Below are 24,437 nucleotides of genomic sequence, written 5' to 3'. Positions count from 1 at the left end.
TTTCCCCTGGAGCCGCGTCAAGTTGAGGGAGGTGGCACCGCCGTGTCCGGTCGGGGCCGCCGCAGCACCCCGACTTCCCACACTGTTCGGTTTGCCATTCGGATGGCGTAGGAAGTCCACCCTCCGGTTGCTCCACCCTTTCGTCACCCCCCTAGACTGGGCATCCAGCAGGTGGCTACACGCTCGAAAGGCGCCCTCGTGTCCATCGGCAACTCCAACTCCCCCGAAGATGAGCGTCCTTCGACCGACGACCGGTCCGAGGACCGCATCATCGAACGCAAGGCCGAAGGACCGTCCATCGGGACGGCCCTGAAGAAGGCCCGGATCGCCGCCGGGCTCACTGTCGACGAGGTCAGTTCCACCACCCGCGTGCGCATCCCGATCGTGCACGCGATCGAAGCTGACGATTTCACGCGGTGCGGCGGCGACGTCTACGCCCGCGGTCACATCCGTACGCTCGCCCGCGCCGTCCACATCGATCCGGAACCCCTGGTCGACGCGTACGACGCGGCCCACGGCGGCCGGCCGGCACCCACGCCCGCCGCGCCGATGTTCGAGGCCGAACGGATCCGTCCCGAGCGGCAGCGGCCCAATTGGACCGCTGCCATGGTCGCCGCCATCGTCGCCGTGATCGGCTTCGTGGGCTTCACCGCCTTCAGCGGCAGCGACGCGAAGGACAAGCGGCCGGTGGCGGACGCCTCCGCCGCCCCGCAGGCGGCACCCAAGCAGTCGGCCGGGAAGCCGGCCGCCCAGCCGCAGCAGCCGAAGGCCCCCAAGCCGGAGCCCTCGGACAGTGCGATCGCCGCCGCGCCCAAGGACCTCGTCACGGTCGTCCTGACGGCCAACGACGGCGAGAGCTGGATCTCCGCGAAGGACCACAGCGGCCGCCTGCTGTTCGACGGGACGCTGGCCCCGGGCGAGTCCAAGACCTTCACGGACAAGGAGTCCATCGACCTCGTCCTCGGCGACGCCGGGGTCGTGAAGATCTTCGTGAACGGCAAGGAGATCAAGGACGACTTCCAGCCGGGTCAGGTGGAACGCCTCACATACACCAAGGACGACCCCCGCCAGGGGGCGGCCCAGGCGGGCTGATACAGCGCTGAATCCGTGATTCCGGGTCCCCGGGGTGCTGCGCCGCACCCCGGGGATCTTGGTTTACCGGGACTTGGGGCGGGGGCCGCCGTTTGGACAAAGTAGTCTTGAGTCCATGCCCGAACGCCGTACCGTCGCCCTTGTCACTCTTGGCTGCGCCCGTAACGAGGTGGACTCGGAGGAGCTCGCAGGCCGCTTGGCGGCGGATGGCTGGGAGCTCGTCGAGGACGCCGCCGATGCGGACGTAGCCGTCGTCAACACCTGCGGCTTCGTCGAAGCCGCCAAAAAGGACTCCGTAGACGCCCTGCTGGAAGCCAACGATCTCAAGGATCACGGCAAGACCCAGGCCGTCGTCGCCGTCGGCTGCATGGCCGAGCGCTACGGCAAGGAGCTCGCCGAGGCACTCCCCGAGGCCGACGGCGTGCTCGGCTTCGACGACTACGCCGACATCTCCGACCGCCTCCAGACCATCCTCAACGGCGGCGTCCACGCCTCCCACACCCCGCGCGACCGGCGCAAGCTGCTGCCGATCAGCCCCGCGGCCCGCCAGGAGAGCGCGGTGGCGCTGCCCGGCCACGCCCAGTCGGCGCCCGTCGAGGAGCCGGCCGAGGCCCCCGCCGACCTCCCGGACGGAGTCGCCCCCGCCTCCGGGCCGCGCGCGCCGCTGCGCCGCCGCCTGGACAAGAGCCCGGTGGCCTCGGTCAAGCTGGCCTCCGGCTGCGACCGGCGCTGCTCGTTCTGCGCCATCCCGTCCTTCCGCGGCTCCTTCATCTCGCGCCGCCCCAGCGATGTGCTGGGCGAGACGCGCTGGCTCGCCGAGCAGGGCGTCAAGGAGGTCATGCTGGTCTCCGAGAACAACACCTCGTACGGCAAGGACCTCGGCGACATCCGCCTGCTGGAGACCCTGCTGCCCGAGCTGGCCGCGGTGGACGGCATCGAGCGCGTCCGCGTCAGCTACCTCCAGCCGGCCGAGATGCGGCCCGGCCTGATCGACGTACTGACCTCGACCCCCAAGGTCGTGCCGTACTTCGACCTGTCCTTCCAGCACTCGGCCCCCGACGTGCTGCGCGCCATGCGCCGCTTCGGCGACACGGACCGGTTCCTGGAGCTGCTGGACACCATCCGCACCAAGGCCCCGCTGGCCGGCGTCCGGTCCAACTTCATCGTCGGCTTCCCCGGTGAGAGCGAGTCGGACTTCAAGGAGCTGGAGCGCTTCCTCACCCACGCGCGGCTCGACGCGATCGGCGTCTTCGGCTACTCCGACGAGGACGGCACCGAAGCCGTCACGTACGCGAACAAGCTGGACGAGGAGACGATCGCCGAGCGGCTCGCGCACATGCAGCGGCTCGCCGAGGAGCTCACCTCGCAGCGCGCCGAGGAGCGGATCGGGGAGACCCTGGAGGTACTCGTCGAGTCCGTGGAAGCGGTGGGCGGGGCCGATGAGGAAGAGGCCGGTGCCTACGGGCGGGCCGCGCACCAGGCGCCCGAGACGGACGGCCAGGTCGTCTTCACGGACAGCACGGGCCTGGTGCCCGGCCGTATCGTGACGGCGAAGGTGGTCGGCACGCTGGGCGTGGACCTGGTGGCCGAGCCCCTGCACCTCGACGAGGAGGCGGCCGGATGACCGGAGTCCCGGCATCTGCGGCGGGCGGGACCGGCCGCCGGCCCGCGCCCGGCGCGAAGCTGGGGGCCGCGGCGGTCAATCAGGCCAGCCTGTGGAACATCGCGAACATCCTGACGATGATCCGGCTCGTCCTGGTGCCGGGATTCGTCCTGCTCCTCCTCGCCGACGGCGGGTACGACCCGGTGTGGCGCGCGTGGGCCTGGGCCGCGTTCGCCGTCGCCATGATCACGGACATCTTCGACGGGCACCTGGCCCGTACGTACAACCTGGTCACGGACTTCGGGAAGATCGCCGACCCCATCGCCGACAAGGCGATCATGGGGTCGGCGTTGATCTGTCTCTCCTGGCTGGGAGACCTGCCCTGGTGGGTGACCGGGGTGATCCTCGGGCGGGAACTCGGGATCACGCTCATGCGTTTCTGGGTCATCCGGTACGGGGTGATTCCCGCCAGCCGGGGCGGCAAGCTCAAGACCTTGGTCCAGGGGACGGCGGTGGGCATGTACGTCCTCGCGCTGACCGGGCCGCTGGCGACCCTGCGCTTCTGGGTGATGGCGGCCGCCGTCGTGCTGACCGTGGTCACCGGTTTGGATTACATCCGTCAGGCCGTGGTGCTGCGGCGCCAGGGTCTGGAAGCGGAGCGGGCCGCAAGGTGACATACGCGGTGGGGGATTCTCCGGTGGTCGGTGGGGCGCCTTCGGGCGCCGCGGAACCGGCGGCGGAGACCGGGGCCACCGCAGCGGTCGCCGCGGAGGTGTTGCGCCTCCTTGCGGAGAGTGACCAGACCCTCGCCGTCGCGGAGTCGCTGACCGGCGGCATGGTGGCCGCGGAGCTCACGGGCATCGCCGGGGCCTCCCGCTCGTTCCGCGGTTCGGTCACGGCGTACGCCACCGAGCTGAAGCACCGCGTCCTGGGGGTGGACGCCGGACTGCTGGCTGCCGAAGGTGCGGTGAACGCGCAGGTAGCGGCCGAGATGGCGGCCGGCGTACGGCGCGTGCTGGGTGCATCGTGGGGGATCGCGACCACCGGCGTGGCCGGTCCGGACCCGCAGGACGGGCAGCCGGTGGGCACCGTTTTCATCGCCGTGGCGGGTCCGCGGGGCAGGAAAACCGTCCCGCTGAGGTTGAACGGCTCCCGTGCGGAAATTCGTAGGGAGAGTGCACGGACAGTGCTCGAACTGCTCTCGAGCGAACTCCGCGAGAATGCGCGGGGGCAGGATACGGAACAGAACGGGGGGATTTGATGTTTGCAGCCCTGAGTGAACACGACATAGCTCCCCGCACGGCCGCGGCGCGAGGCGGTACGGTGGGGCGTGAAGGATGCGGCTACACGGTCAGAGGAGGGAGCCACCGATGATTCTGCTCCGTCGCCTGCTGGGTGACGTGCTGCGTCGGCAGCGCCAGCGCCAGGGCCGTACTCTGCGCGAAGTCTCCTCGTCCGCCCGAGTTTCTCTCGGCTATCTTTCCGAGGTGGAGCGGGGGCAGAAGGAGGCATCCTCCGAGCTGCTCTCCGCGATCTGCGACGCGTTGGACGTACGGATGTCCGAGCTGATGCGCGAGGTCAGCGACGAGCTGTCGCTGGCTGAGCTGGCGCAGTCGGCAAGCGAACCGGTCACGGTGCCGGTCCGCCCGATGCTCAATTCGGTCTCCGTGGCTTCGGTCACGGGCGGGCCGGAGCGGGTGACCATCAAGGCGCCTGCGGAAGCGGTGAATGTCGTAGCCGCGTGAGGTCGATGCGCGAGCTGTGAAGAAATGAGCGTGGCCGGAGCCCCGGCCGGTGCATGACGCACCGGCCGGGGCTCCGAGCCGTTCTGGGTGCGCAGCTCGGGGGTGTACGGGAGGATGGGGAATCCGGACGAGTCCGGATCGCGGCCCTGATCCCGGGAGGCAGCCGTGCGGTGGTTACTGCGGATACCTCCGGTACGGGGCATATCCCCGATGGTGGCCCTCGCGGTGGCGATGGGCGCCCTGTGGTGGTGGGCGGTGCTGCGGCTGGCGCTGGCGCCGGGCGAGTCGGGTCCGGTGGAGGGCGCGGTGGCCGTGGGCGGCTGGGGGCTGGGCCTGCTGCCGGTGCACTGCACGCCCGGGCCCGTACGCAGGGCCCGGCGGGCGGCGGCGGAGTCGTCCGCCGGGGCGGTGGCCGAGCCGGACGACGCGGTGCCGGGTGGTGAAGGATTCACCAGGGCATCGACACTCCGCCGTTCGGGCGGAGGATCTGGCCCGTCATGAAGGACGAGGCGTCCGAGGCGAGGTAGAGCACGGCCTGGGCGATGTCCTCGGGCTCGCCCACGCGGCGCAGGGGGGACATCCGGACCATCACGGCCTCGGTCTGTTCCCGGACCTCGGGGCTGTGCCGGCCGGTCATGGGGGTGCGGATCCACCCCGGGGCGATGGCGTTGACGCGGATCCCGTGGGGCCCGGCCTCCGTGGCGAGGGTCTTGGTGAGCTGGACGACGGCGGCCTTGGCGGCGCTGTAGCAGAGCAGGCCGGGCTGGGCGGCGTCCACGGCGCCGGAGGCCATCGTGATGATCGATCCCGGGCGGCCGGCCGCGATCATGGCCCGCGCGGCCTCCTGGCAGGTGCGCAGGATCCCCTTGAAGTTGATGTCCAGGACCCGGTCGAGGTCCTCGTCGGAGGTCTCCAGGACGCTGCTGGTGTGCATGATCCCGGCGATCGCGGCGGTGATGTCGAGTGCGCCGGCGGCGGCCACGGCGGCGCGCAGGGCGGCCCGGTCGGTGACATCGAGGGGGTGGACGGTGGCGGACCCGCCGGCCTTGGCGACGAGGTCGGCGGTCTCGGCGAGGCCCGGCTCGTCGCGGTCCGCGCAGTGCACGGCGGCGCCCGCCTCGGCGAGGAGAACGGCGGTGGCGCGGCCTATGCCGCTCGCGGCGCCGGTGATCAGGGCGGTCCGGCCGGTGAGGTCGTACGGGGCTCTGGGTGTGGGCATGCCGGGACGGTACGACCGGATCTGACGGACCGTCAACCAGGTGGGAGCGCGGGAGGGGTCGGGCCGGATTGGCAGCGGGGGCACCAGTACGTCGGGCGGTCGTCCTGCGGGGCCTCGCGGACGGGGGTGCCGCAGCGCAGGCAGGGGCGGCGGGCGCGGCCGTACACGAAGAGCTCCTGGCCGCGGCGGCGGCTGCCGGTGGTGTTGCGGACGGCGCTGGCGCCGGTGTTGGCGCGCAGCAGGCGGTGGGCGGCGCGGGCCAGGCGGACGGCTGTGGTCCCGGGGTCGGGGAGGCCGCCGACCGGGGTCCAGGGGGTGGCCTGGGCGAGGAAGCAGAGCTCGGACTTGTAGATGTTGCCGATGCCGGCCAGGTTGCGCTGGTCGAGCAGGGCCTCGCCGAGCGGGCGCCCGGGGGTGGAGAGGAGGTTGTCGGCGGCCTTCCCCGCGTCCCAGTCGGGACCGAGGAGGTCGGGGCCCAGGTGGCCGACGGCCCGGTCCTCCTCGCAGGTGCGGAGCAGTTCGACGACGGGGAGGCGGTAGCCGACGGCCGTGTGCCCGGCGGTGCCGAGAATGGCGCGGATCTCGTACGCGGGGCCGCCGTGCCACTTCTCCCGCGCGGCGAAGACCCGCCAGGAGCCGTCCATGCCCAGGTGGGTGTGGAGGGTCAGGCCGCCCTCGAAGCGGGCGAGGAGGTGTTTGCCGCGCGGGGTGACGCCGAGGGTGGTGCGGCCGGTGAGGTCGGCGGTGGCGAAGCGGGGGACGCGCAGGTCGCTGCGGGTCAGCTCGTGGCCGGCGAGGGCGGCGTCCAGCCGGGCCGCGGCGCGCCAGACGCTGTCTCCTTCGGGCATGGCGCCATTGTCGCGCCACGGGGCCGGGACGGCGGGAGCCCCCGCCCGCGCGGTGGCGCGGGCGGGGGCCCGGTCGTCCGGAAGGGGAAGGCGCGGGGTGGCCGCTGCCGGTTCCCGTGCCGCTACTTCCAGAAGAGGCCCTTGCCGTCGTTCAGGTTGTTGTACGGGTCGCCCCAGTACTCGGCGCCGACCACCTTCGTCTGGGCGGACGGGGCCAGGGCGATGGCGCAGCTGGTCTGCGTCTGGCCGTTGGTGAAGCCCTTCGGCAGCGTCTCGTCCTTGCACTTCTCGAACTTGCCGATGACGGAGACGCCCTGGGCCTCGGAGCCGTCCGGGAGGATGCCCTTGATGTGACCCACGGAGGCGAACGAGAGGTCCACGGTGCCGATGTTCTTGACCGTGTAGCGGACGTAGTAGGGGATCATCCCCTTGACCTTGTCGCCCAGCTTGAGCGAGTCGAGGTCGGCCGGCTGGCCCGGCTCGACGGCGGTGACGGTGAGGGCGATGGTGCCGCCCTTGGTGCTGCCGTAGCTGAACGGGACCTGTGCCGTCTCGCCGATCTTGAAGGTCTGGCCGGGCTTCGCCTGGCCCGCCGCGCCCGCGGGGGCCTGGCCGCCGCCGGCGGAGGGGCTGGCGGGGGTGCTGGGCTGCGCGGAGTCCTGGCCGCCCTGGCTCGGCTGGGCGGCCGGAGCGCTCGACTGCGCGGGGGCGACCTCCTCGTTGCCGCTCTTGCAGCCGGTGAGGGTCAGGGTTCCGGCAACCGCCAGACCGATGACGCCCGTTGCCGCTCGTCGCATGCTGTTGGTGCTCACTTTTCTGGTCCCCCATGAGTGTGATCTTTGACGTGGCATCGTCACGCTTGATGCCTGCGGTGATCTTGATAGTCCAGAAAAGGGCGGGGCCGCCAGTCGAGAGGGGCTTCGTGACGTGCTCAAGACATAAGCGGGACGTAAGCGCGATGGTCGAGACCGGAATGTTGGATTCAGCGGTCGGATGCGGTCGCCGGATTCACGAGCGCATGCGCAGCCCCCGCGGGGTGGCGTGGAAGCCGGCCGCCTCCAGGGCCGGGCCCAGCGGGGAGGTCAACGCCGCAGCGGCGTTGATCCGTTCCACCGTGAGCGCCGGGAGCGCGCCGATCCGGGAGGCCGCCGCCAGGGCCGCGGTGGCCGCAGCGAGCCGCGGGTCCTCGGCCGGGGGCCAGGCCAGCAGCGTCTTGCCGCCCCGCTCCAGGTACAGGGTGAGCTCGCCGTCGACCAGGACCACCAGCGATCCCGCCTTGCGGCCCGGCTTGTGGGTGGCCCCGGCCGGGGGCTCCGGCCAGGGCAGCGCCGCCCCGTACGCGTTCGCCGGGTCGGCTGCGGCCAGGACCACCGCCGCGAGCGGGGGCGGGTTCCGCTCGGCCGACCGCAGCCGGTCCACCGCGCCGTCCATCGCGAACTGGGCCGCGCCCAGGCCCTCCACCACATAGCCGCGCCGGGCCTGCCCGCTGTCCTCGAAGGCCGACAGGACCCGGTACACCGCGCTGAAGCCGCCCTCCACGCCCTCGGCGGCCACCGCGCCCCGCGTCACCACCCCGTGCCGGTCCAGCAGGGTCCGGGCCAGTGCGTGCGCCCGGTGGGTGGGGTCGGGAGCCCGGGTGGGCAGCAGTGACCAGCGCCCCGAGACCGTGGGCGGGCCCGGGCGGGACACCTGCGCGCTGAGCGTCCCGTACCGGCCGCGCGGGACGGTGCGCCGGGCCCGGTGGGCGGTGGCGCCCGCCGTGCGGCCCGAGCCGAGCAGTGAGCGCAGCGGGGAGAGCGTGTCGTTGGTCAGCCGGCCCGACCAGGCCAGGTCCCAGACGGCCTCGGACAGTTCGAGGTCGGTGGCCTCGGACCACTTGGCGCGCACCGATTCCGCGAGCTGGCGGAAGAACAGCCCGTACCCGCCGGACAGGGTGTCGAGGACCGACTGGTGAAGGGGCGTCAGCTCCAGTGGGTGCGGCGGGGGCAGCAGCAGCGGCGCGGCGTCCGCCAGGTAGAGGGAGACCCAGCCGTCCTTGCCGGGGAGGGCCCCGGCGCCCGCCCAGACCACCTCCCCGGTGGTGGTGAGCTCGTCCAGCAGGGTCGGGGAGTACCCCGAGACCCGGGAGGGGAGGATCAGCCGCTCCAGCGCCGAAGCGGGCACCGGGGAGCCCTGGAGCTGCTCGATCGCCCGGGCCAGGCCGTCGATGCCGCGCAGGGCGCCGCCCAGGTGCTGCCACTGCGGCAGGAAGGTGGCCAGGGAGGTCGGCGGGACCGGCTCCAGCTCTTGGCGCAGCGCCGCCAGGGAGCGGCGGCGCAGCCTGCGCAGCACGGTCGCGTCGCACCACTCCTGGCCGATGCCGGCCGGGTGGAACTCGCCCTGCACCACCCGGCCCGCCGCCGCGAGCCGCTGCAGGGCGCCCCCGGTCACCGCCGCGCCCAGGCCGAAGCGGGCGGCGACGGCGGTCGTCGTGAACGGCCCGTGGGTGCGGGCGTACCGGGCCAGGAGATCGCCGAGCGGGTCCTTGACCGGCTCGGTGAACGCCTCGGGGACCCCGACCGGGAGGGCCGTGCCCAGCGCGTCGCGCAGCCGGCCCGCGTCCTCGATCGACGCCCAGTGGTCCGCGCCGCCGATCCGGACCGCGATGGCCCGGCGGGCCTCGGCCAGGGCCTTCGGCCAGGCCGCATCGGCGCCGCGCTCGGCCAGTTCGGCCGTGGTCAGCGGGCCGAGCAGGCGCAGCAGGTCGGCGACGGACTCGGCGTCCCTGGCCCGCCGGTCCTCCGTCAGCCACTGGAGCTCGCGCTCCAGCTCCTCCAGCACCTGCGCGTCGAGCAGTTCGCGCAGCTCCGCCTGGCCCAGCAGCTCCGCCAGCAGCCGGGAGTCCAGCGACAGCGCGGCCGCCCTGCGCTCGGCGAGCGGCGAGTCCCCCTCGTACAGGAACTGGGCGACGTACCCGAACAGCAGCGACCGGGCGAACGGGGACGGTTCGGCGGTGGTGACCTCGACCAGGCGGACGCGGCACGCCTCGATGTCCCCCATCAGCTCCGTCAGGCCCGGCACGTCGAAGACGTCCTGCAGGCACTCCCGTACGGCTTCCAGCACGATCGGGAACGATCCGAACTCGGAAGCCACCTGCAGCAGTTGGGAAGCCCGCTGGCGCTGCTGCCACAGCGGGGTCCGCTTGCCGGGACTGCGGCGCGGCAACAGCAGGGCGCGCGCCGCGCACTCGCGGAACCGGGAGGCGAACAGGGCGGAGCCGCCGACCTGGTCGGTGACGATCTGGTTGATCTCGCCGTGGTCGAAGGCGACGTCCGCGGCGCCCAGCGGGGCCTGTTCGTCGTCGAACTCGAAGGAGGCGGTGTGCGCGGGGTCGTGGTCCAGCAGGTCCATCGACAGCAGGTCCGCGTCGGGCAGCCGCAGCACGATCCCGTCGTCGGCATGCATGACCTGCGCGTCCATGCCGTACTTCTCGGCGAGGCGGGCGCCGAGGGCGAGCGCCCAGGGTGCGTGCACCTGGGCGCCGAAGGGGGAGTGGACCACGACCCGCCAGTCGCCGAGCTCGTCGCGGAACCGCTCGACCACGATGGTCCGGTCGTCGGGGACGTGGCCACAGGCCTCGCGCTGCTCCGCGAGGTACGCGAGGACGTTCTCCGCGGCCCAGGCGTCGAGCCCGGCCGCGACCAGGCGCAGCCGGGCGTCCTCCTCGGTCAGGCCGCCGAGCTCGCGCAGGAACGCGCCGACCGCGCGGCCCAGTTCGAGGGGGCGGCCCAGCTGGTCGCCCTTCCAGAACGGCAGCCGGCCGGGAACCCCGGGGGCGGGGGAGACCAGGACCCGGTCGCGGGTGATGTCCTCGATGCGCCAGGAGGTGGTGCCCAGCGTGAACACGTCCCCCACGCGGGACTCGTAGACCATCTCCTCGTCGAGCTCGCCGACCCGGCCGCCGCCCTTCTTCGGGTCCGCGCCCGCGAGGAACACCCCGAAGAGGCCCCGGTCGGGGATGGTGCCGCCGGAGGTGACGGCGAGGCGCTGCGCCCCCGGCCGGCCGGTGATCGTCCCCGCCACCCGGTCCCAGACGACCCGCGGTCTGAGCTCCGCGAACGCGTCGGACGGATAGCGGCCCGCCAGCATGTCGAGCACCGCGGTGAACGCCGACTCCGGCAGGGCCGCGAACGGCGCCGCCCGCCGCACGAGCGCCAGCAGTTCGTCCAGCTGCCAGGTGTCCATCGCGGTCATCGCGACCAGCTGCTGCGCGAGCACGTCCAGCGGATTCGACGGGATCCGCAGCGACTCGATCGACCCGGTGCGCATCCGCTCGGTGACCACGGCCGCCTGGACCAGGTCCCCGCGGTACTTGGGGAACACCACCCCCGTGGAGACCGCGCCCACCTGGTGCCCGGCCCGGCCCACGCGCTGGAGCCCCGAGGCCACCGAGGGCGGGGACTCCACCTGCACCACCAGGTCCACCGCGCCCATGTCGATGCCCAGTTCCAGACTGGAGGTGGCGACCACGGCGGGCAGCCGGCCCGCCTTCAGATCCTCCTCCACCAGCGCCCGCTGCTCCTTGGAGACCGAGCCGTGGTGCGCCCGCGCCAGCAGCGGCGGGGCTCCCAGGGCGGCCCCCGACTGGGCCATGATCTCGGCCGGCGGCGAGCCGTCGGGCAGCTTCTCGCCCATGGCGCGCTCGTACGCGATCTCGTTCAGCCGGTTGCACAGCCGCTCGGCGAGGCGGCGGGAATTGGCGAACACGATCGTGGAGCGGTGGGCCTGCACCAGATCCGCGATGCGCTCCTCCACATGCGGCCAGATCGAGGGCTTGTCCCCGCCCTCCCGCCCCTCGGCGGCCGATCCTCCCCCTGGCTTCGCCGGGGGGACCCCCACCAACTCGCCCATGTCCTGCACCGGGACGACCACCGACAGGTCGAACTCCTTCGCCGAGGGCGGCTGCACGATCTCGGCCTTGCCCCGCGGAGCGAGGTACCGCGCCACCTCGTCCACCGGCCGGACCGTCGCCGACAGCCCGATCCGGCGGGCCGGGCGGGGCAGCAGCTCGTCCAGCCGCTCCAGGGACAGGGCCAGGTGCGCGCCGCGCTTGGTCCCCGCGACCGCGTGCACCTCGTCCAGGATCACCGTCTCGATCCCGGCCAGCGCGTCGCGCGTCGCCGAAGTCAGCATCAGGAACAGCGACTCGGGCGTGGTGATCAGGATGTCCGGCGGCCGGGTGGCCAGTGCCCGCCGCTCCGCCGGCGGCGTGTCCCCCGAGCGGATCCCGACCCGGATCTCCGGCTCGGGCAGGCCCAGGCGGACGGACTCCTGGCGGATCCCGGTCAGCGGGCTGCGCAGATTCCGCTCGACGTCCACCGCGAGGGCCTTCAGCGGGGACACGTACAGCACCCGGCAGCGCTTCTTCGGCTCGGCCGGCGGCGGGGTGGACGCCAGCTGGTCGAGGGCGGCGAGGAAGGCGGCCAGGGTCTTGCCGGAGCCGGTCGGCGCCACGACGAGCACGTCGGAGCCCTCCCGGATGGCCCGCCAGGCGCCCTCCTGCGCGGAGGTGGGCGCGGCGAAGGCCCCCGTGAACCAGGAGCGGGTCGCGGGGGAGAACGCATCGAGCGCGGAGCCGGCCATGCCCCCATCCTGCACCCGGCCACTGACAACGGCCCGGACCTGGGCAGACACCCGCACAGGGCGGTCGCCGCAGCGGGCGGAGCGCAGAATGGAGGCATGACGGATGGGGTGCACGGGGCGGAGGGGGCGGACGAGCGGGAGTGGGCCCGGCACTGGCGGTACGCCCAGCTGCCCGGCCTGGACCTGCTGCGCGCCCACTACGTACGCCACACCTTCCCGCGCCACACCCACGACGGGTACGTCATCGCGGCCGTCACCGGCGGCATCGAGGAGGTCGGCCTGCCCGGCGGCACCCTGCGGGCCGGGCCGGGCAGCGTGGTCCTGATCAACCCCGAGGTGCCGCACACCGCGCGCGCCGGGGTCCCGGAGGGCTGGGCGTACGCCACCCTCTACCCCTCCCGGGAGCTGATCGCGGAGGTGGCCGCGGAGATAGGCAGCCTGCGCGGGACCCCGGGCTTCACCGCCGACTCGGTCACCGACCCGCAGACCTCGTACGTGATCACCGAGGTGCACCGGGCCGCCGAGGAGGGGAACGCGCTGGCCGCCGACACGCTGCTGCGCGGTGCGGTCGCGCGGATGCTGGCCCGCCACGCCGGGCCGCTGCCCGTCCGTACGGTCCGCAGCGCCGGAGCGGTCGACGCCGCGGCGGCGCGGGCGGTGCTCCAGGAGCGGATGGCGCGGCCGCCCTCGCTGGAACGGCTCGCCGCGGAACTGGGGACCAGTCCCTTCGCCCTGCTGCGGGCCTTCCGGGAGGCGTACGGGATGCCGCCGCACACCTGGCTGACCGACGCCCGGGTCCGGCGGGCCCGGGTGCTGCTGGACGCGGGCACCCCGCCCGCGGAGGCGGCCGTCGCCGTCGGCTTCACCGACCAGCCCCACCTGAACCGCCACTTCACCCGCATCGTGGGCGTCCCCCCGGGCGCCTACCGCCGGGGGCGCTCGGGCGGCCGGCTCCCGGGCGGGGGCTGAGCCCGGCCCCGCCCGTCCGCCTCCTGCCTCCCGCTTCCCGCGTGCAAGAACGTACAAGACCGGTGGGGGCGGGCTGCGTACGGTCGGGGCGTGGGAGAGCGACAGATGGTGAGGCAGGAGACCCCCGAGGGGGTCGCGGAGCGGCCGCGACGGGCCGTCCTACGGGACGCGCTCGGGGTCGGGGTGGCCGTCGGGCTGTCCGGGTTCGCGTTCGGGGTGACCGCCGCCGGGGCCGGGATCAGCGTGCTCCAGGCCTGCGCGCTGAGCCTGCTGGTGTTCACCGGAGCCTCACAGTTCGCGCTGGTCGGGGCGCTGGCCGCGGGCGGGAACCCGTTCACCGCGGCCGCCGGAGCCTTCTTCCTCGGTACGCGGAACGCCTTCTACGGGCTGCGGCTGTCGCAGCTGCTCGCCGTGCCCAAGGCCGTGCGGCCGCTCGCCGCCCACTGGGTGATCGACGAGACCACCGCAGTGGCCCTGGCCCAGCCGGACCGCAGGTCGGCCCGGCTCGGGTTCACCGTGACCGGGCTGAGCCTGTACGTCCTGTGGAACCTCACCACCCTGCTCGGCGCCCTCGGCGCCGAGGCCCTCGGGGACACCTCCGCGTGGGGGCTGGACGCCGCCGGGCCGGCCGTCTTCCTGGCCCTGCTCGCGCCGATGCTGAAGACCGCCACCGAGCGGGCCGTCGCCGCGCTCGCCCTCGTCCTCGGGCTGGGCCTGCTGCCCGTACTGCCCGCCGGGCTGCCGGTGCTCGTCGCCGCCCTCGCCGCCCCCGCGATCCTCTGGCTGAAGGGACGCCGCTCGTGAACGTCTGGATCGCCATCGCGCTCACCGTCGTCGGCTGCTACGCCGTCAAGCTCGCCGGGCTGCTCGTGCCCGCCGGGGTACTGGAGCGGCCGGCGGTGCGCAGGCTCGCCGCCCTGCTGCCGGTCGCGCTGCTCGCCGCGCTCACCGCCCAGCAGACCTTCAGTACCGGGCACGAGCTCGTCCTCGACGCCCGCGCCGCCGGGCTGGCCGCCGCAGGGCTCGCGCTGCTGCTGCGGGCGCCGTTCCTGCTCGTGGTCGCCGCCGCCGTGGTCGTCACCGCGGGAGTGCGGGCCCTGGGCGGGTAGCGTCCGCCGGGGGATCACCGGCCAGGGGGCGCCCGTACGCGCGCAGTGTCAGCAAGGCCTCCAGGGTGGCGATCGGGCGCCGCTCCAGCGAGCTGCCCGGCGCCCACGCGAGGCGCCGCACCGGCCAGCCGCCGTCCTGCTGCTGTCCGGCGGCCAGGAAGTCCAGCGACCGCCGGATCTCCTCGTCGGTGAACCAGCCGCGTGCCAGGGACTCCGGCCGCCGGGCGAGGTCGTGCGGGAACAGCTGCTCGCCCGGCGCGCAGCCGGGGTACGGCGGGTACTCCCGGCGCCGGCGCGGGTCGAGCACGACCAGCCGCTGCTCCCGTACGAGCCGTCCGAGCCGGTCCGCGGCCGCCACCGCCCGCGCCCGGTCGGGGGCGCCGTCGAGGAAGGCCACCGCGCTCTGGACCTCGTACGGGCCCGCTCGGCGCAGGCTCTCGACCCGCTCCCAGCAGAAGTCCGTGGCCCGGAACAGCCACGCGTGCCAGATCCGGTTGCGGTGCAGTACGCCGACCACCGGGCCCGTGGTCAGCAGGTCGCCCGGCGGATCGTCGTACACCGGGTGGTAGGGGGCCCCGGGATAACCGCGCGGCGCCGGGAGGACCACCGGGAGCGCGCCGTCCGCGGTGGAGACCCGGGTCAGGTGGCGGCAGAGCCGCTCGATCCGCTGCCCGGCGCAGCGGCCCAGGCTGTCCAGGACCCGGAGCGCGTGCGCGGTGTGCAGCGGATGGCTGAGCGGACCGCGCAGATCCGGATCGAGGGCGTGGCCGTAGCCGCCGTCGGCGTTGAGGTACGAGCCGAGGGCGGTGTCCACCGCGTCGGCCTCCCCGCCGAGGAAGTGGAAGGCGAACCGCCGCTGCTCCAGGACCCGGGCCGTGAGCCAGAAGAACTGCTCGGCGCGGGCCAGTGGGGTCGGTGGGCTCGACGAGGGCGGTGGGGTCAGCGAGGAAGCGTCGTCTCCAGGCATGCGTGACACCGTAGGGCGCGCCGCCTCGCGGACGGGAGGGGAACGGCGCCGGTGCACTCTCCCGGGGCGGGATACTGGGCGCATGCGGTTGACGATTTTCTGGGAGCGGATGGCCGAGCACTTCGGCGCGGGCTACGCGGACTCCTTCGCGCGGGACCACGTCATGACGGAGCTCGGCGGACGCACCGTCCAGCAGGCGCTGGACGCGGGCTGGGAAGCCAAGGACGTGTGGCGCGCGGTGTGTTCGGCGATGGACGTGCCCGCCTCGCTGCGCTGACGCGGGCGGCCGTTTCCCCGTACGCGGTACGGGTGGGACAGACTGGTCGGCGTGGCAGCCACCGATGAGACGACCGACACGACGACCGACACGACGACCGACACGACGACGGACACGACGACCGACACCGCCGAGGGGGCCGGGCCGGCCGAGGCGGCCGAGCCCGAGGGATCCTCGGCACCTCCCGGCGGCGCCACCGCACCGCCGGCGGGGGCCGGGGCCCGGATGCCGCGCTGGCTGCCGCGCGCCGTCGTCCTCGTACTCGCCCTCATCGCCTGCTTCCAGCTCGGCAGCTGGGCCTTCCACCAGCTGACCGCACTGCTCGTCAACATCCTGATCGCGTTCTTCCTCGCGCTCGCGGTCGAACCCGCCGTGTCCCGGATGGCGGCCCGCGGCATGCGCCGCGGACTCGCCACCTTCCTGGTGTTCCTGGGCGTGTTCGTCGCCGCCGCCGGCTTCGTCGTGCTGCTCGGCTCGATGCTCGCCGGGCAGATCGTCGAGATGGTGGGGGGCTTCCCCCGCTACCTCGACTCGGTGATCGGCACGATCAACACCACCTTCCACACCAAGCTGTCCCGGCTGGAGATCCAGGACAGCCTGCTGCACTCCGACTGGCTCCAGAAGTACGTGCAGAACAGCGCGACCGGCGTGCTCGACGTGTCCGCCACCGTGCTCGGCGGGCTCTTCCGGCTGCTGACGGTCGGGCTCTTCTCCTTCTACTTCGCCGCCGACGGGCCGCGGCTGCGGCGCGCGCTGTGCTCCGTACTGCCGCCCGCGAAGCAGTCGGAGGTGCTGCGAGCCTGGGAGATCGCCGTCGCCAAGACGGGCGGCTACCTGTACTCGCGCGGGCTGATGGCGCTGGTCTCCGGCATCGCGCACTACATCGTCTTCGCGGTGCTCGACGTGCCGTACGCGCCCGCGCTGGCGGTGTGGGTGGGGTTGGTCTCCCAGTTCATCCCCACCATCGGCACCTACCTGGCGGGCGCGCTGCCGATGCTGATCGCCTTCCCGGACTCGCCCTGGTACGCGCTGTACGTGCTGGGCTTCGTGGTGATCTACCAGCAGTTCGAGAACTACGTCCTGCAGCCGAAGCTGACCTCGAAGACGGTCGACATCCACCCGGCGGTGGCCTTCGGGTCCGTCATCGCCGGCACGGCCCTGCTGGGCGCGGTCGGGGCGCTCATCGCGATCCCGGCCGTCGCCACGCTGCAGGCCTTCCTCGGCGCGTACGTGAAGCGGTACGAACTGACCGAGCGGGCGGCCGGGGACGCGGCTACTGCGTCTCCCCGGCCTTTTCCCCGGCCTCGGCGACGAAGGACGCCAGGGCCTCGCTGACGGTCGCCTCGACGGCGTCCTTGTCGACGCCGAGGCCGCTGAGCGGGCCTTCGCCGTTCTCGAGTTCGAGGAGGGCGAGGAGGACGTGCTCGGTGCCCACGTAGTTGTGGCCCAGGCGCAGCGCCTCGCGGAAGGTGAGCTCCAGGGCCTTCTTGGCGCCGGCGTCGAAGGGGATGAGGGCGGGGAGCTCCCCGGTGGCGGCGGGGGGCAGGGCGGCGGTCGCGGCGGCGCGCACGTCGTCCGCGGAGACCTGCTGGGCGCGCAGGGCGAGCGCGGCGAGGCCCTCCGGCTCGGCGAGCAGGCCGAGGACGAGGTGCTCCGTGCGGATTTCGGAGTTGCCGGCGGCGCGGGTCTCGTTCTGCGCGGTGACGACGACGTTGCGGGCGCGCGGTGTGAAGCGGCCGAAGCCCTGGTTGGGGTCCATGCCGCCCTCACCCTCCTTGTCGGCCTTGGGGACGAAACGCTTCTGGGCGGCCTGGCGGGTGACGCCCATGCTGCGGCCGATGTCGGTCCAGGAGGCGCCGGAGCGGCGGGCCTGGTCCACGAAGTGGCCGATGAGGTGGTCCGCGACGTCGCCGAGCGACTCGGCGACGACGACGGCGCCGCTGAGCTGCTCCAGGGAGTCGGTGTGGACCTTCTTGATGGCCTCGATCAGGTCGTCGAGGCGTACCGGATTGGTCATGCGAACGGGTTCCACCGAAGGGTTCGTCATAGAGGCAACCCTAGGTTGACAGTCGAAGAGGTGTCAACCCTGGGTTGTCAGTCGGGTGTCCGGTGAGCCTGCTTGACAGGGAAATCGAACATCCATTCTGATGAGTTATCCACAGCCGAACCGGGCGTGGAAGCGCATTGTCAGTGGCAGGCGTTAGCGTCAATGGCGTGAAGCGATCGACTCAAGCAAACCGGGTGGAACCCATGGCAGGCACCGACCGCGAGAAGGCTCTCGACGCCGCGCTCGCACAGATTGAACGGCAATTCGGCAAGGGTGCGGTCATGCGCCTCGGCGACAAGCCGAACGACCCCATCGAGGTCATCCCCACCGGGTCGACCGCGCTGGACATCGCCCTCGGCGTCGGCGGGCTGCCCCGCGGCCGTGTGATCGAGGTGTACGGCCCGGAGTCCTCCGGCAAGACGACCCTGACCCTGCACGCCGTGGCCAACGCACAGAAGGCCGGCGGCACCGTCGCCTTCGTGGACGCCGAGCACGCGCTCGACCCCGAGTACGCGAAGGCCCTCGGCGTCGACACCGACAACCTCATCCTGTCGCAGCCGGACACCGGCGAGCAGGCGCTGGAGATCGTGGACATGCTGGTCCGCTCCGGTGCCCTCGACCTGATCGTCATCGACTCCGTCGCCGCGCTCGTGCCGCGTGCGGAGATCGAGGGCGAGATGGGCGACTCGCACGTGGGTCTCCAGGCCCGACTGATGAGCCAGGCGCTCCGGAAGATCACCGGTGCGCTCAACCAGTCCAAGACCACCGCGATCTTCATCAACCAGCTCCGCGAGAAGATCGGTGTGATGTTCGGCTCGCCGGAGACCACCACCGGTGGCCGCGCGCTGAAGTTCTACGCCTCCGTGCGCCTCGACATCCGCCGCATCGAGACCCTCAAGGACGGCACCGACGCGGTCGGCAACCGCACCCGCGTCAAGGTCGTCAAGAACAAGGTCGCGCCGCCCTTCAAGCAGGCCGAGTTCGACATCCTCTACGGCCAGGGCATCAGCCGCGAGGGCGGTCTGATCGACATGGGCGTGGAGCACGGCTTCGTGCGCAAGGCCGGCGCCTGGTACACGTACGAGGGCGACCAGCTCGGCCAGGGCAAGGAGAACGCCCGCAACTTCCTGAAGGACAACCCCGACCTCGCCAACGAGATCGAGCGGAAGATCAAGGAGAAGCTGGGCGTGGGCGTGCGCAAGGACGCCGCCGCAGAGGCGGCCGCCGGTGCACCTGCCGCCGAGGCCGCGGCCGTGCCCGCCCCCGCGTCGAAGGCCAAGACGACGGCCAAGGCTGCCGTCGCCAAGAGCTGACCGTGCGGGAGCAGGAAAGGGGCGGTGGGAGCGGTGGCCGGGAGGGCCGTCGCGGAGATCGCCGGGAGGGCGGTCGCGAAGGCCGTCGTGAGGGCGGCCGGGAAGGCCGCCGTGACGGCGACCGGGAAGGCCGCCAGGAACTGCCGCCCCAGAGTCCCGAGGAGCAGGCGCGGGCGATCTGCCTGCGCCTGCTCACCGGGATGCCGCGCACCCGGCGGCAGCTCGCGGACGCCCTGGAGAAGCGGGGCATCCCCGAGGAGGTGTCGCAGGAGGTCCTCTCCCGGTACGAGGAGGTCGGCCTGATCGACGACGCCGCGTTCGCCGGGGCCTGGGTCGAGTCCCGGCACCGGGGCCGGGGCCTCGCCCGCCGGGCGCTCGCGCAGGAGCTGCGCACCAAGGGGGTGCACGCCACCCTCGTCCAGGAGGCCCTGGAACAGCTGGACTCCGACCAGGAGGAGCAGACCGCCCGGGAGCTCGTGGAGCGCAAGCTCCGCTCCACCCGGGGCCTGGAGCGGGACAAGCGGATCCGGCGCCTCGCCGGGATGCTCGCCCGCAAGGGGTACCCGGAGGGCATGGCCCTGCGGGTGGTGCGCCGTGCGCTGGAGCAAGAGGGCGCCGAAGGCGCGGACGAGGACGAAGGCGGCCCGGGGTATTCGGGGTTCTGAGGTACGCGGGTCCCAAGGTGCGCGGGTTCCGGGCTTCCGGCCGCGGAGCCCCGGGGTCGGGGGCAGGCCCCGGGGGTGGGGGTAGCCCCAGGGCCGAGACGCCAGGGTGGCGCTCCAGGGCCAGGGCAGTGGCGCGCAGGTCGCCGCGGGCGACGCACGCGGGCCCGTGGAGTTCCTCGACGCGGCCGGCGCACGCATCAAGCTGGTCTCCATGGGCGGGGCCATGGGCGGCACCTCGCTGCTCGTCGCGATCCTCGTGGTCGTCGGCACCTTCGCCCTCTCCGTCCAGCAGCGCTACCGCGAGCTCGCCCTGCTGCGGGCCATCGCCGCCACGCCCCGGCAGCTGCGCCGCATGATCGGCCGCGAGGCCCTGCTCGTGGGCCTGGCCGCCGGTGTCGCGGGGGCGCTCGCCGGACTCCCGCTCGCCGCATGGCTGCACGGCCGGTTCGTCGACAGCGGGGTCGTCCCCGCCAACCTGGAGCGCACCGCCGGGATCTTCCCGATGTTCGCCGCCGTCGGTGCGAGCCTGCTCGGAGCCTGGGCCGCGGCCCGGATCACCGGACGGCGGATCGCCCGGATCCGCCCGGCCGAGGCGCTCGCCGAAGCCGCCGTGGAGCGGGGGCGGCCCGCGTGGATCCGGATCGCGATCGGGGTGCTGCTGCTGGCCGGCGGTGTGGTGCTGGTCGCCGTACTCAGCACGCTGCGCACCGAGCCGGCATCGACCCCGGTGACCTTCCTCGCGGTCGTCGTCTTCGCCGGGGCGGTCTCGCTGCTCGGCCCGCTGCTGGTCCGGGGCGCGACCGCGGTGCTCGCAGGGCCGCTGCGGATGGCCGGCCCGGGCGGGTACCTGGCCGCCGCGAACCTGCGCGGCAACGCCACCCGGATGGCCTCCGCCGTCACCCCGCTCGCGCTGCTGATCGGCATGACCTGCACCGTCCTGTTCATCACGCCGACGCTGGGCAACGCCGCCCGGGCGCAGGCCCGTGACGGGGTCCGGGCCGGCTGGGTGCTGGCCGCGCAGGGGCCGGGGGTCACGGGTGCGGCGGCGGAGCGGGTCCGGCGGACCCCCGGGGTCACGGCTGCCACCGAGATCGTGCACACGTCCGTACGGGTGGGGCTGACGAAGTACGGCGCGCAGGGCGTCACCCCGGCCGGGCTGACCCGGACCTGGGACCCGGGTGTGACGAGCGGGAGCCTGGACGGCTTCGGCGAGAAGAGCGCGGCGGTGAGCGAACTGGCCGCCGATCAGCTGGGGCTGAAGCCGGGGAGCCCGCTGCAGCTGGCGCTGGGCGACGGGACGCCGGTCACCCTGACCGTCTCGGCCGTGTACGCGAGGGGGCTGGGCTTCGGCGACCTGACGCTGCCGCACGATCTCGTCGCGGCGCACGTGGACAACCCGCTGGCGAGCAGCGTGCTGGTGGCGGCGGAGCCGGGGACCGGGCGGGACCAGCTGGCCGCGGCGGTCGGCGGATTCCCGGGGGTCGGGGTGCTGTCGGCGCGGGACGCGGACGCGGCGCGGGGCGAGCGGCAGCGGGAAGGTGCCGAGATCAACTTGCTGGCGATGGGGCTGGTGCTGGCCTTCACCGCGATCGCGGTGGTCAACACCTTGGCGATGTCCACGTCGGAGCGACTGCGGGAGTTCGCGATGCTGAGGCTGGCGGGAGCGAAGCGGCGCCAGGTGCTGCGGATGCTGCGGGCGGAGGCGCTGGCGGTGGTGCTGATCGGGGCGGTGCTGGGGTCGGGGATCGCGCTGGCCGTACTGACCGCGTTCAGCGTGGGGATGACGGGGACCGCGGCGCCGGCGGTGCTGCCGGTGGTGTACGTCGGGGTGGTGGGTGTGGCCGGCCTGCTGGCGCTGGCCGCGACCGCCGTGCCGGGGCGGGTCGCCCTGCGGGTGCCGCCGGTCGAGGTGGCCACCTCGCGGTAGCGGCCCGCCGCCGTCCGCGGCCCGGGCCCGGGGCTCTGCCGCCGAAGCGGCGGGGGCCCCGGGCCCGGTGACGTACGTGGCCTGCCGGGCCCGGTCCCCGGACGCCGGCCGGGCTATGAGGCCGGGGCGACGGGGAGGCCGGCGGCCTTCCAGGCCTGGAAGCCGCCCGTGAGGTCCGTCGCGCGGTGGAGGCCCAGGGCGTGGAGGGAGACCGCTGCCAGGGAGGAGGCGTAGCCCTCGTTGCAGATCACCACCACCCGCAGGTCGTGCGAGGTGGCTTCAGGGGCTCGGTGGGAGCCCTGGGGGTCCAGGCGCCACTCCAGTTCGTTGCGCTCCACCACCAGCGCTCCCGGGATCAGGCCGTCACGCTCGCGCAGCGCCTGGTAGCGGATGTCCACCAGCAGTGCGTCGCCCGCGCCGAACGCCTCGTACGCCTGCGCCGGGTCGATCCGCGTGTACGTCGACCGGACCCGATCCAGCAGGGCGTCGATGCCGACCGGGGCGCTCACTGCCAGTCCGCCGGGCGCTCGACCTGCTCCAGCGTGAGCACCTGTCCGCTGCGGCTGAAGCGGCGGATGAGGGGCAGCGGCGGGTGGTACGCGTGCACCGAGACCGCGTGCTCCGTCTGCGACTCGTTGAGCACCTCGTGGACGTGGTGCTCCCCGAACGCCCGGCCCGTCCCCGCGCCCAGGCTGCGGCTGCGGTCCAGGTCCGGAGCGAGTTCCAGGCTCCGCCAGCCCTCCGAGGGGAGCCGTACGGCCAGCGAGTGCTCCCTCAGGTGGCCGCGGGCGGTGACGAACGCGCCCTGCGACTCGGCGTGGTCGTGCCAGCCGGTGCCGGTGCCCGGCGGCCAGCCGATCACCCAGGCCTCGCTGCCGCCCGGCCCGTCGAGGCGGATCCAGGTCCGGCCCTCGGGGTCGAGGGGGAGGGAGTCGATGACCGCCGGGTCGGCGGCGGTGCGCAGGGCGAAGTCGAGGAGTTGCGCCGCCGTCACCGCACGAGCGGGGGCGCGTACGGGGGCGTGCGGAGGTGCGAGGGGCGCAGTGGATGCACTGGGGGCAAGGGGCGCAGACATGGGGGCGTGACCGTCCTGGGGGTTCGCGAAAGTGCGCGCGGAGCGCGCGGGGGAGGGCGAATCAGCAGGAAGGGCGACACACGCAGCCCGCGTAGCGGAGCAGGTCCATATGGACCCTCCGCCACAGGCGTACGTCGTTGCCGGTCATGTTCGCGAGTGAAGCATGCGGACCGGAGACCGGTCAATCGATCACGGCTGGATGTGTCGGGGTCGCGGGTGCGGCCGAGGAGGGGTCGAGCGGCGCGCGAGCGCCCTCGGGCGCTCCCCACCGGACCGTGTCCGCCGCCTCGTACAGCTCCGCGGGCCGCACGCCCGCGAAGGTGGCCGCCAGGTGCCCGTCCGGCCTGACCAGCAGGACCGTGTGCGCGGGCGCCCCCGGGTAGCCGTCCGCGACCAGCAGTTCGGTCCGGACCGGCAGCGCGCTCACCGCCGCCGCGAGCCGCGGCATCAGCCCGGCGCCCAGCCAGTGCCGCCGGTCCCAGACCCCGGTGCCCGGGGCGACGAGGATCACCAGCGGCCGGCCCCGCCCCAGCAGGTCGCGCAGCGGCACCGTCGACCCGTCGGGCGCGGTGACGGGAACGTTGGCAACCTGACCGCCCGGCTCCGTGTCGGTGGGCACCTCGCGTACGGCCACCGGCGGGGCGTACGTCGGCGCCGCACCCAGCGGTCCCCGACCCAAGTGGCCGTCGGTCAGCAGCAGTTCACCGGAGCGGGTGGCGCCGGGCAGGTACGTCCGCAGCCCGCCGCCACCGCGCAGTACGGGCATCGTCTGGTCGGCGGCGCGCAGCCGGGCCGCGACCGCCGTGCGGCGCTCGCCCTCGTAGCTGTCGAGGAGGGCCTCGGAAGCGCCCTGGTGCCAGGCCAGGGACAGCTTCCAGGCGAGGTTCTCGGCGTCCCGCAGCCCCTCGTCCACCCCCTGCGTGCCGAGGGCGCCCAGCAGGTGGGCGGCGTCCCCGGCGAGGAAGGCGCGCCGGTCGCGCCAGCGCCGGGCCAGCCGGTGGTGCAGGGTGTGCACCCCGGTGTCGAGGAGCTCGTACGGGGGTGTCGTGCCCCCGCACCACGCGGCCAGGGTGTCCCGGATCAGGGTGACGAGCGCGTCGGGCGTGACCAGCTCCCCGCGGGCCGGCAGCAGCCAGTCCAGCCGCCACACCCCGTCGGGCAGCGGCCGGGCGGTGGTCTCCTGCGGCGGGTCGCGGTACAGAAGGGCCTCGCCGGGCCAGGGGAGTTCGGTGCGCAGGGCGGCCACGGCGTGCCGTTCGACGGCGGTGCGGCCCGGGAAGCGGATGCCGAGCAGCTTGCGCACGGTGGAGCGGGCCCCGTCGCAGCCGACCAGGTAACTCCCGCGCCACCAGGTGGTCTCGGCGCCCCGGGTGTGCGCGGTGACCCCGTCGTCGTCCTGTTCCAGGGAGTCCAGCTTACTGTCGGCGACCAGCTGGATCAGCGGATGCGCGGCCGCGGCGTCGCGCAGCCCGCGCGTGAGGGCGTGCTGCGGCAGGTGCAGGGGCGCCTGGCGGTCCTCGAAGGTGATGCGCCGGGCGTCCTCGGCCCGGCTGCGGCGCCGCATGGTGCGCCAGGCGGCGAACAGTGCCCCCTCGTCGCGCAGCGTGGCACAGCCCAGCCGGTGGACCATGGCCGAGGTGTCCTCGTGCAGGACGACCGTACGGGCCGGTCGGGGCAGGTCCTTGCCCGGTCCCTCGTCGAGCACGACGCTGGGCACGCCCGAGCCGGCCAGGGCCAGCGCCAGGGACAGCCCGACGGGTCCTGCGCCGACGACGATCACCGGGTCCATGATGCGGCTCCCGATGTCCGGTATGTGATCACAGAACGTATGCAACCCACTGGAGGTGCCTGCGTCAAGTGACACCGGTCCGTCCAACGCCGTGTGGTGCGGCGGGTGATTTACGCCGCCCCCCAGGTGTGACGCCCGGGTACTGACCCGGCGTCAGCCGCCCGAGCCGG

23 protein-coding genes and 1 pseudogene are annotated in these 24,437 nt (G+C 73.6%); 14 read left to right on the top strand and 10 right to left on the bottom strand.

All coding sequences use genetic code 11. The features are described 5' to 3' along the window. Positions 1–198: 198 nt before the first annotated feature. The 6 genes from ACFXGI_RS29965 (at position 199) to ACFXGI_RS29940 (ending at position 4,941) form a co-directional block, all read left to right on the top strand. Positions 199–1,092: a helix-turn-helix domain-containing protein gene (locus tag ACFXGI_RS29965; protein WP_384713228.1), complete on the top strand. Its 894-nt coding sequence runs from the start codon at positions 199–201 to the stop codon at positions 1,090–1,092. A gap of 115 nt (positions 1,093–1,207) precedes the next feature. Further along, positions 1,208–2,716, top strand: coding sequence for a 30S ribosomal protein S12 methylthiotransferase RimO (rimO, locus tag ACFXGI_RS29960; protein ID WP_384713225.1), 1,509 nt, complete (start codon positions 1,208–1,210; stop codon positions 2,714–2,716). Then, positions 2,713–3,369, top strand: a complete 657-nt coding sequence (gene pgsA, locus ACFXGI_RS29955; protein WP_384713221.1) for a CDP-diacylglycerol--glycerol-3-phosphate 3-phosphatidyltransferase — start codon at positions 2,713–2,715, stop codon at positions 3,367–3,369. The genes rimO and pgsA overlap by 4 nt, the downstream gene beginning before the upstream one ends. Before the next feature lie 98 nt (positions 3,370–3,467). Further along, positions 3,468–3,956: a CinA family protein gene (locus ACFXGI_RS29950; RefSeq protein ID WP_229344975.1), complete on the top strand. Its 489-nt coding sequence runs from the start codon at positions 3,468–3,470 to the stop codon at positions 3,954–3,956. A gap of 109 nt (positions 3,957–4,065) precedes the next feature. Then, positions 4,066–4,440 (top strand): helix-turn-helix domain-containing protein, encoded by a 375-nt coding sequence (locus ACFXGI_RS29945; protein ID WP_030859700.1) that lies wholly within the window; start codon positions 4,066–4,068, stop codon positions 4,438–4,440. 210 nt (positions 4,441–4,650) lie between these two features. Continuing rightward, on the top strand, positions 4,651–4,941 hold the full coding sequence (locus ACFXGI_RS29940) for a hypothetical protein (RefSeq protein WP_384713258.1): 291 nt from the start codon (positions 4,651–4,653) through the stop codon (positions 4,939–4,941). Here the strand turns inward: ACFXGI_RS29940 and ACFXGI_RS29935 are convergent. The 4 genes from ACFXGI_RS29935 to ACFXGI_RS29920 all read right to left on the bottom strand — a co-directional run bounded on the left by ACFXGI_RS29935 (position 4,889) and on the right by ACFXGI_RS29920 (position 12,129). Beyond that, entirely contained in the window at positions 4,889–5,659 is a 771-nt protein-coding gene (locus tag ACFXGI_RS29935; RefSeq protein WP_384713217.1) for an SDR family NAD(P)-dependent oxidoreductase, read from the bottom strand. The genes ACFXGI_RS29940 and ACFXGI_RS29935 overlap by 53 nt on opposite strands. 32 nt (positions 5,660–5,691) lie before the next feature. After that, positions 5,692–6,507: an Fpg/Nei family DNA glycosylase gene (locus ACFXGI_RS29930; protein WP_384713214.1), complete on the bottom strand. Its 816-nt coding sequence runs from the start codon at positions 6,505–6,507 to the stop codon at positions 5,692–5,694. Between the two features lie 122 nt (positions 6,508–6,629). Then, on the bottom strand, positions 6,630–7,319 hold the full coding sequence (locus tag ACFXGI_RS29925; protein WP_384713211.1) for a hypothetical protein: 690 nt from the start codon (positions 7,317–7,319) through the stop codon (positions 6,630–6,632). Positions 7,320–7,515: 196 nt separating this feature from the next. Beyond that, complete coding sequence (locus ACFXGI_RS29920) at positions 7,516–12,129, bottom strand: ATP-dependent helicase (protein WP_384713208.1); 4,614 nt, start codon at positions 12,127–12,129, stop codon at positions 7,516–7,518. Positions 12,130–12,225: 96 nt separating this feature from the next. On the opposite strand from ACFXGI_RS29920, the gene ACFXGI_RS29915 reads away from it, so the two are divergent. The 3 genes from ACFXGI_RS29915 to ACFXGI_RS29905 all read left to right on the top strand — a co-directional run bounded on the left by ACFXGI_RS29915 (position 12,226) and on the right by ACFXGI_RS29905 (position 14,207). Continuing rightward, a complete protein-coding gene (locus tag ACFXGI_RS29915) occupies positions 12,226–13,098 on the top strand; it encodes an AraC family transcriptional regulator (protein WP_384713205.1) in 873 nt (290 codons plus the stop codon). 105 nt (positions 13,099–13,203) lie between these two features. Then, the gene (locus tag ACFXGI_RS29910) at positions 13,204–13,902 is read left to right on the top strand and encodes an AzlC family ABC transporter permease (protein WP_384713255.1); all 699 of its coding nucleotides are present in this window, start codon (positions 13,204–13,206) and stop codon (positions 13,900–13,902) included. Then, positions 13,899–14,207, top strand: coding sequence for an AzlD domain-containing protein (locus ACFXGI_RS29905; protein WP_030859690.1), 309 nt, complete (start codon positions 13,899–13,901; stop codon positions 14,205–14,207). Before ACFXGI_RS29910 ends, ACFXGI_RS29905 begins: the two co-directional genes overlap by 4 nt. Here ACFXGI_RS29905 and ACFXGI_RS29900 read toward each other — a convergent pair. Further along, positions 14,176–15,174 carry a hypothetical protein gene (locus tag ACFXGI_RS29900; protein ID WP_384713201.1) on the bottom strand — a complete coding sequence of 333 codons (999 nt, stop codon included), beginning with the start codon at positions 15,172–15,174 and terminating at the stop codon, positions 14,176–14,178. The genes ACFXGI_RS29905 and ACFXGI_RS29900 overlap by 32 nt on opposite strands. Before the next feature lie 82 nt (positions 15,175–15,256). Here ACFXGI_RS29900 and ACFXGI_RS29895 point away from each other — a divergent pair, with 82 nt between their 5' ends. Continuing rightward, entirely contained in the window at positions 15,257–15,451 is a 195-nt protein-coding gene (locus ACFXGI_RS29895) for a DUF3046 domain-containing protein (protein ID WP_384713197.1), read from the top strand. Positions 15,452–15,676: 225 nt separating this feature from the next. Beyond that, entirely contained in the window at positions 15,677–16,786 is a 1,110-nt protein-coding gene (locus ACFXGI_RS29890) for an AI-2E family transporter (protein WP_384713252.1), read from the top strand. Here the strand turns inward: ACFXGI_RS29890 and ACFXGI_RS29885 are convergent. Next, positions 16,725–17,498 carry a Clp protease N-terminal domain-containing protein gene (locus ACFXGI_RS29885; protein ID WP_384713194.1) on the bottom strand — a complete coding sequence of 258 codons (774 nt, stop codon included), beginning with the start codon at positions 17,496–17,498 and terminating at the stop codon, positions 16,725–16,727. The genes ACFXGI_RS29890 and ACFXGI_RS29885 overlap by 62 nt on opposite strands. Before the next feature lie 203 nt (positions 17,499–17,701). Here ACFXGI_RS29885 and recA point away from each other — a divergent pair, with 203 nt between their 5' ends. The 3 genes and pseudogenes from recA to ACFXGI_RS29870 all read left to right on the top strand — a co-directional run. Continuing rightward, a complete protein-coding gene (recA, locus tag ACFXGI_RS29880; protein WP_182508529.1) occupies positions 17,702–18,811 on the top strand; it encodes a recombinase RecA in 1,110 nt (369 codons plus the stop codon). A 2-nt stretch (positions 18,812–18,813) separates the two neighbouring features. Further along, positions 18,814–19,476 carry a recombination regulator RecX gene (gene recX / locus ACFXGI_RS29875; protein ID WP_384713189.1) on the top strand — a complete coding sequence of 221 codons (663 nt, stop codon included), beginning with the start codon at positions 18,814–18,816 and terminating at the stop codon, positions 19,474–19,476. 121 nt (positions 19,477–19,597) lie between these two features. Continuing rightward, a pseudogene (locus tag ACFXGI_RS29870) lies at positions 19,598–21,403 on the top strand (FtsX-like permease family protein); the annotation flags it as partial. Between the two features lie 113 nt (positions 21,404–21,516). On the opposite strand, the gene ACFXGI_RS29865 reads toward ACFXGI_RS29870, so the two are convergent. The 4 genes from ACFXGI_RS29865 to ACFXGI_RS29850 all read right to left on the bottom strand — a co-directional run bounded on the left by ACFXGI_RS29865 (position 21,517) and on the right by ACFXGI_RS29850 (position 24,267). Beyond that, the gene (locus ACFXGI_RS29865) at positions 21,517–21,918 is read right to left on the bottom strand and encodes a rhodanese-like domain-containing protein (protein ID WP_384713249.1); all 402 of its coding nucleotides are present in this window, start codon (positions 21,916–21,918) and stop codon (positions 21,517–21,519) included. Continuing rightward, positions 21,909–22,478 (bottom strand): cysteine dioxygenase, encoded by a 570-nt coding sequence (locus tag ACFXGI_RS29860; RefSeq protein ID WP_384713186.1) that lies wholly within the window; start codon positions 22,476–22,478, stop codon positions 21,909–21,911. The genes ACFXGI_RS29865 and ACFXGI_RS29860 overlap by 10 nt, the downstream gene beginning before the upstream one ends. A gap of 61 nt (positions 22,479–22,539) precedes the next feature. Then, positions 22,540–22,587: a hypothetical protein gene (locus ACFXGI_RS29855; RefSeq protein WP_311314449.1), complete on the bottom strand. Its 48-nt coding sequence runs from the start codon at positions 22,585–22,587 to the stop codon at positions 22,540–22,542. 72 nt (positions 22,588–22,659) lie between these two features. Beyond that, a complete protein-coding gene (locus tag ACFXGI_RS29850) occupies positions 22,660–24,267 on the bottom strand; it encodes an FAD-dependent monooxygenase (RefSeq protein ID WP_384713184.1) in 1,608 nt (535 codons plus the stop codon). Positions 24,268–24,437 lie beyond the last annotated feature (170 nt).

It is taken from the genome of Streptomyces sp. NPDC059355 (genome assembly GCF_042752335.1).
In the GTDB taxonomy this organism is placed as follows: Bacteria; Actinomycetota; Actinomycetes; order Streptomycetales; family Streptomycetaceae; genus Streptomyces.
The sequence above is the reverse complement of the archived record's forward strand: the minus strand, read 5'-3'. Positions and strand labels throughout refer to the sequence as shown.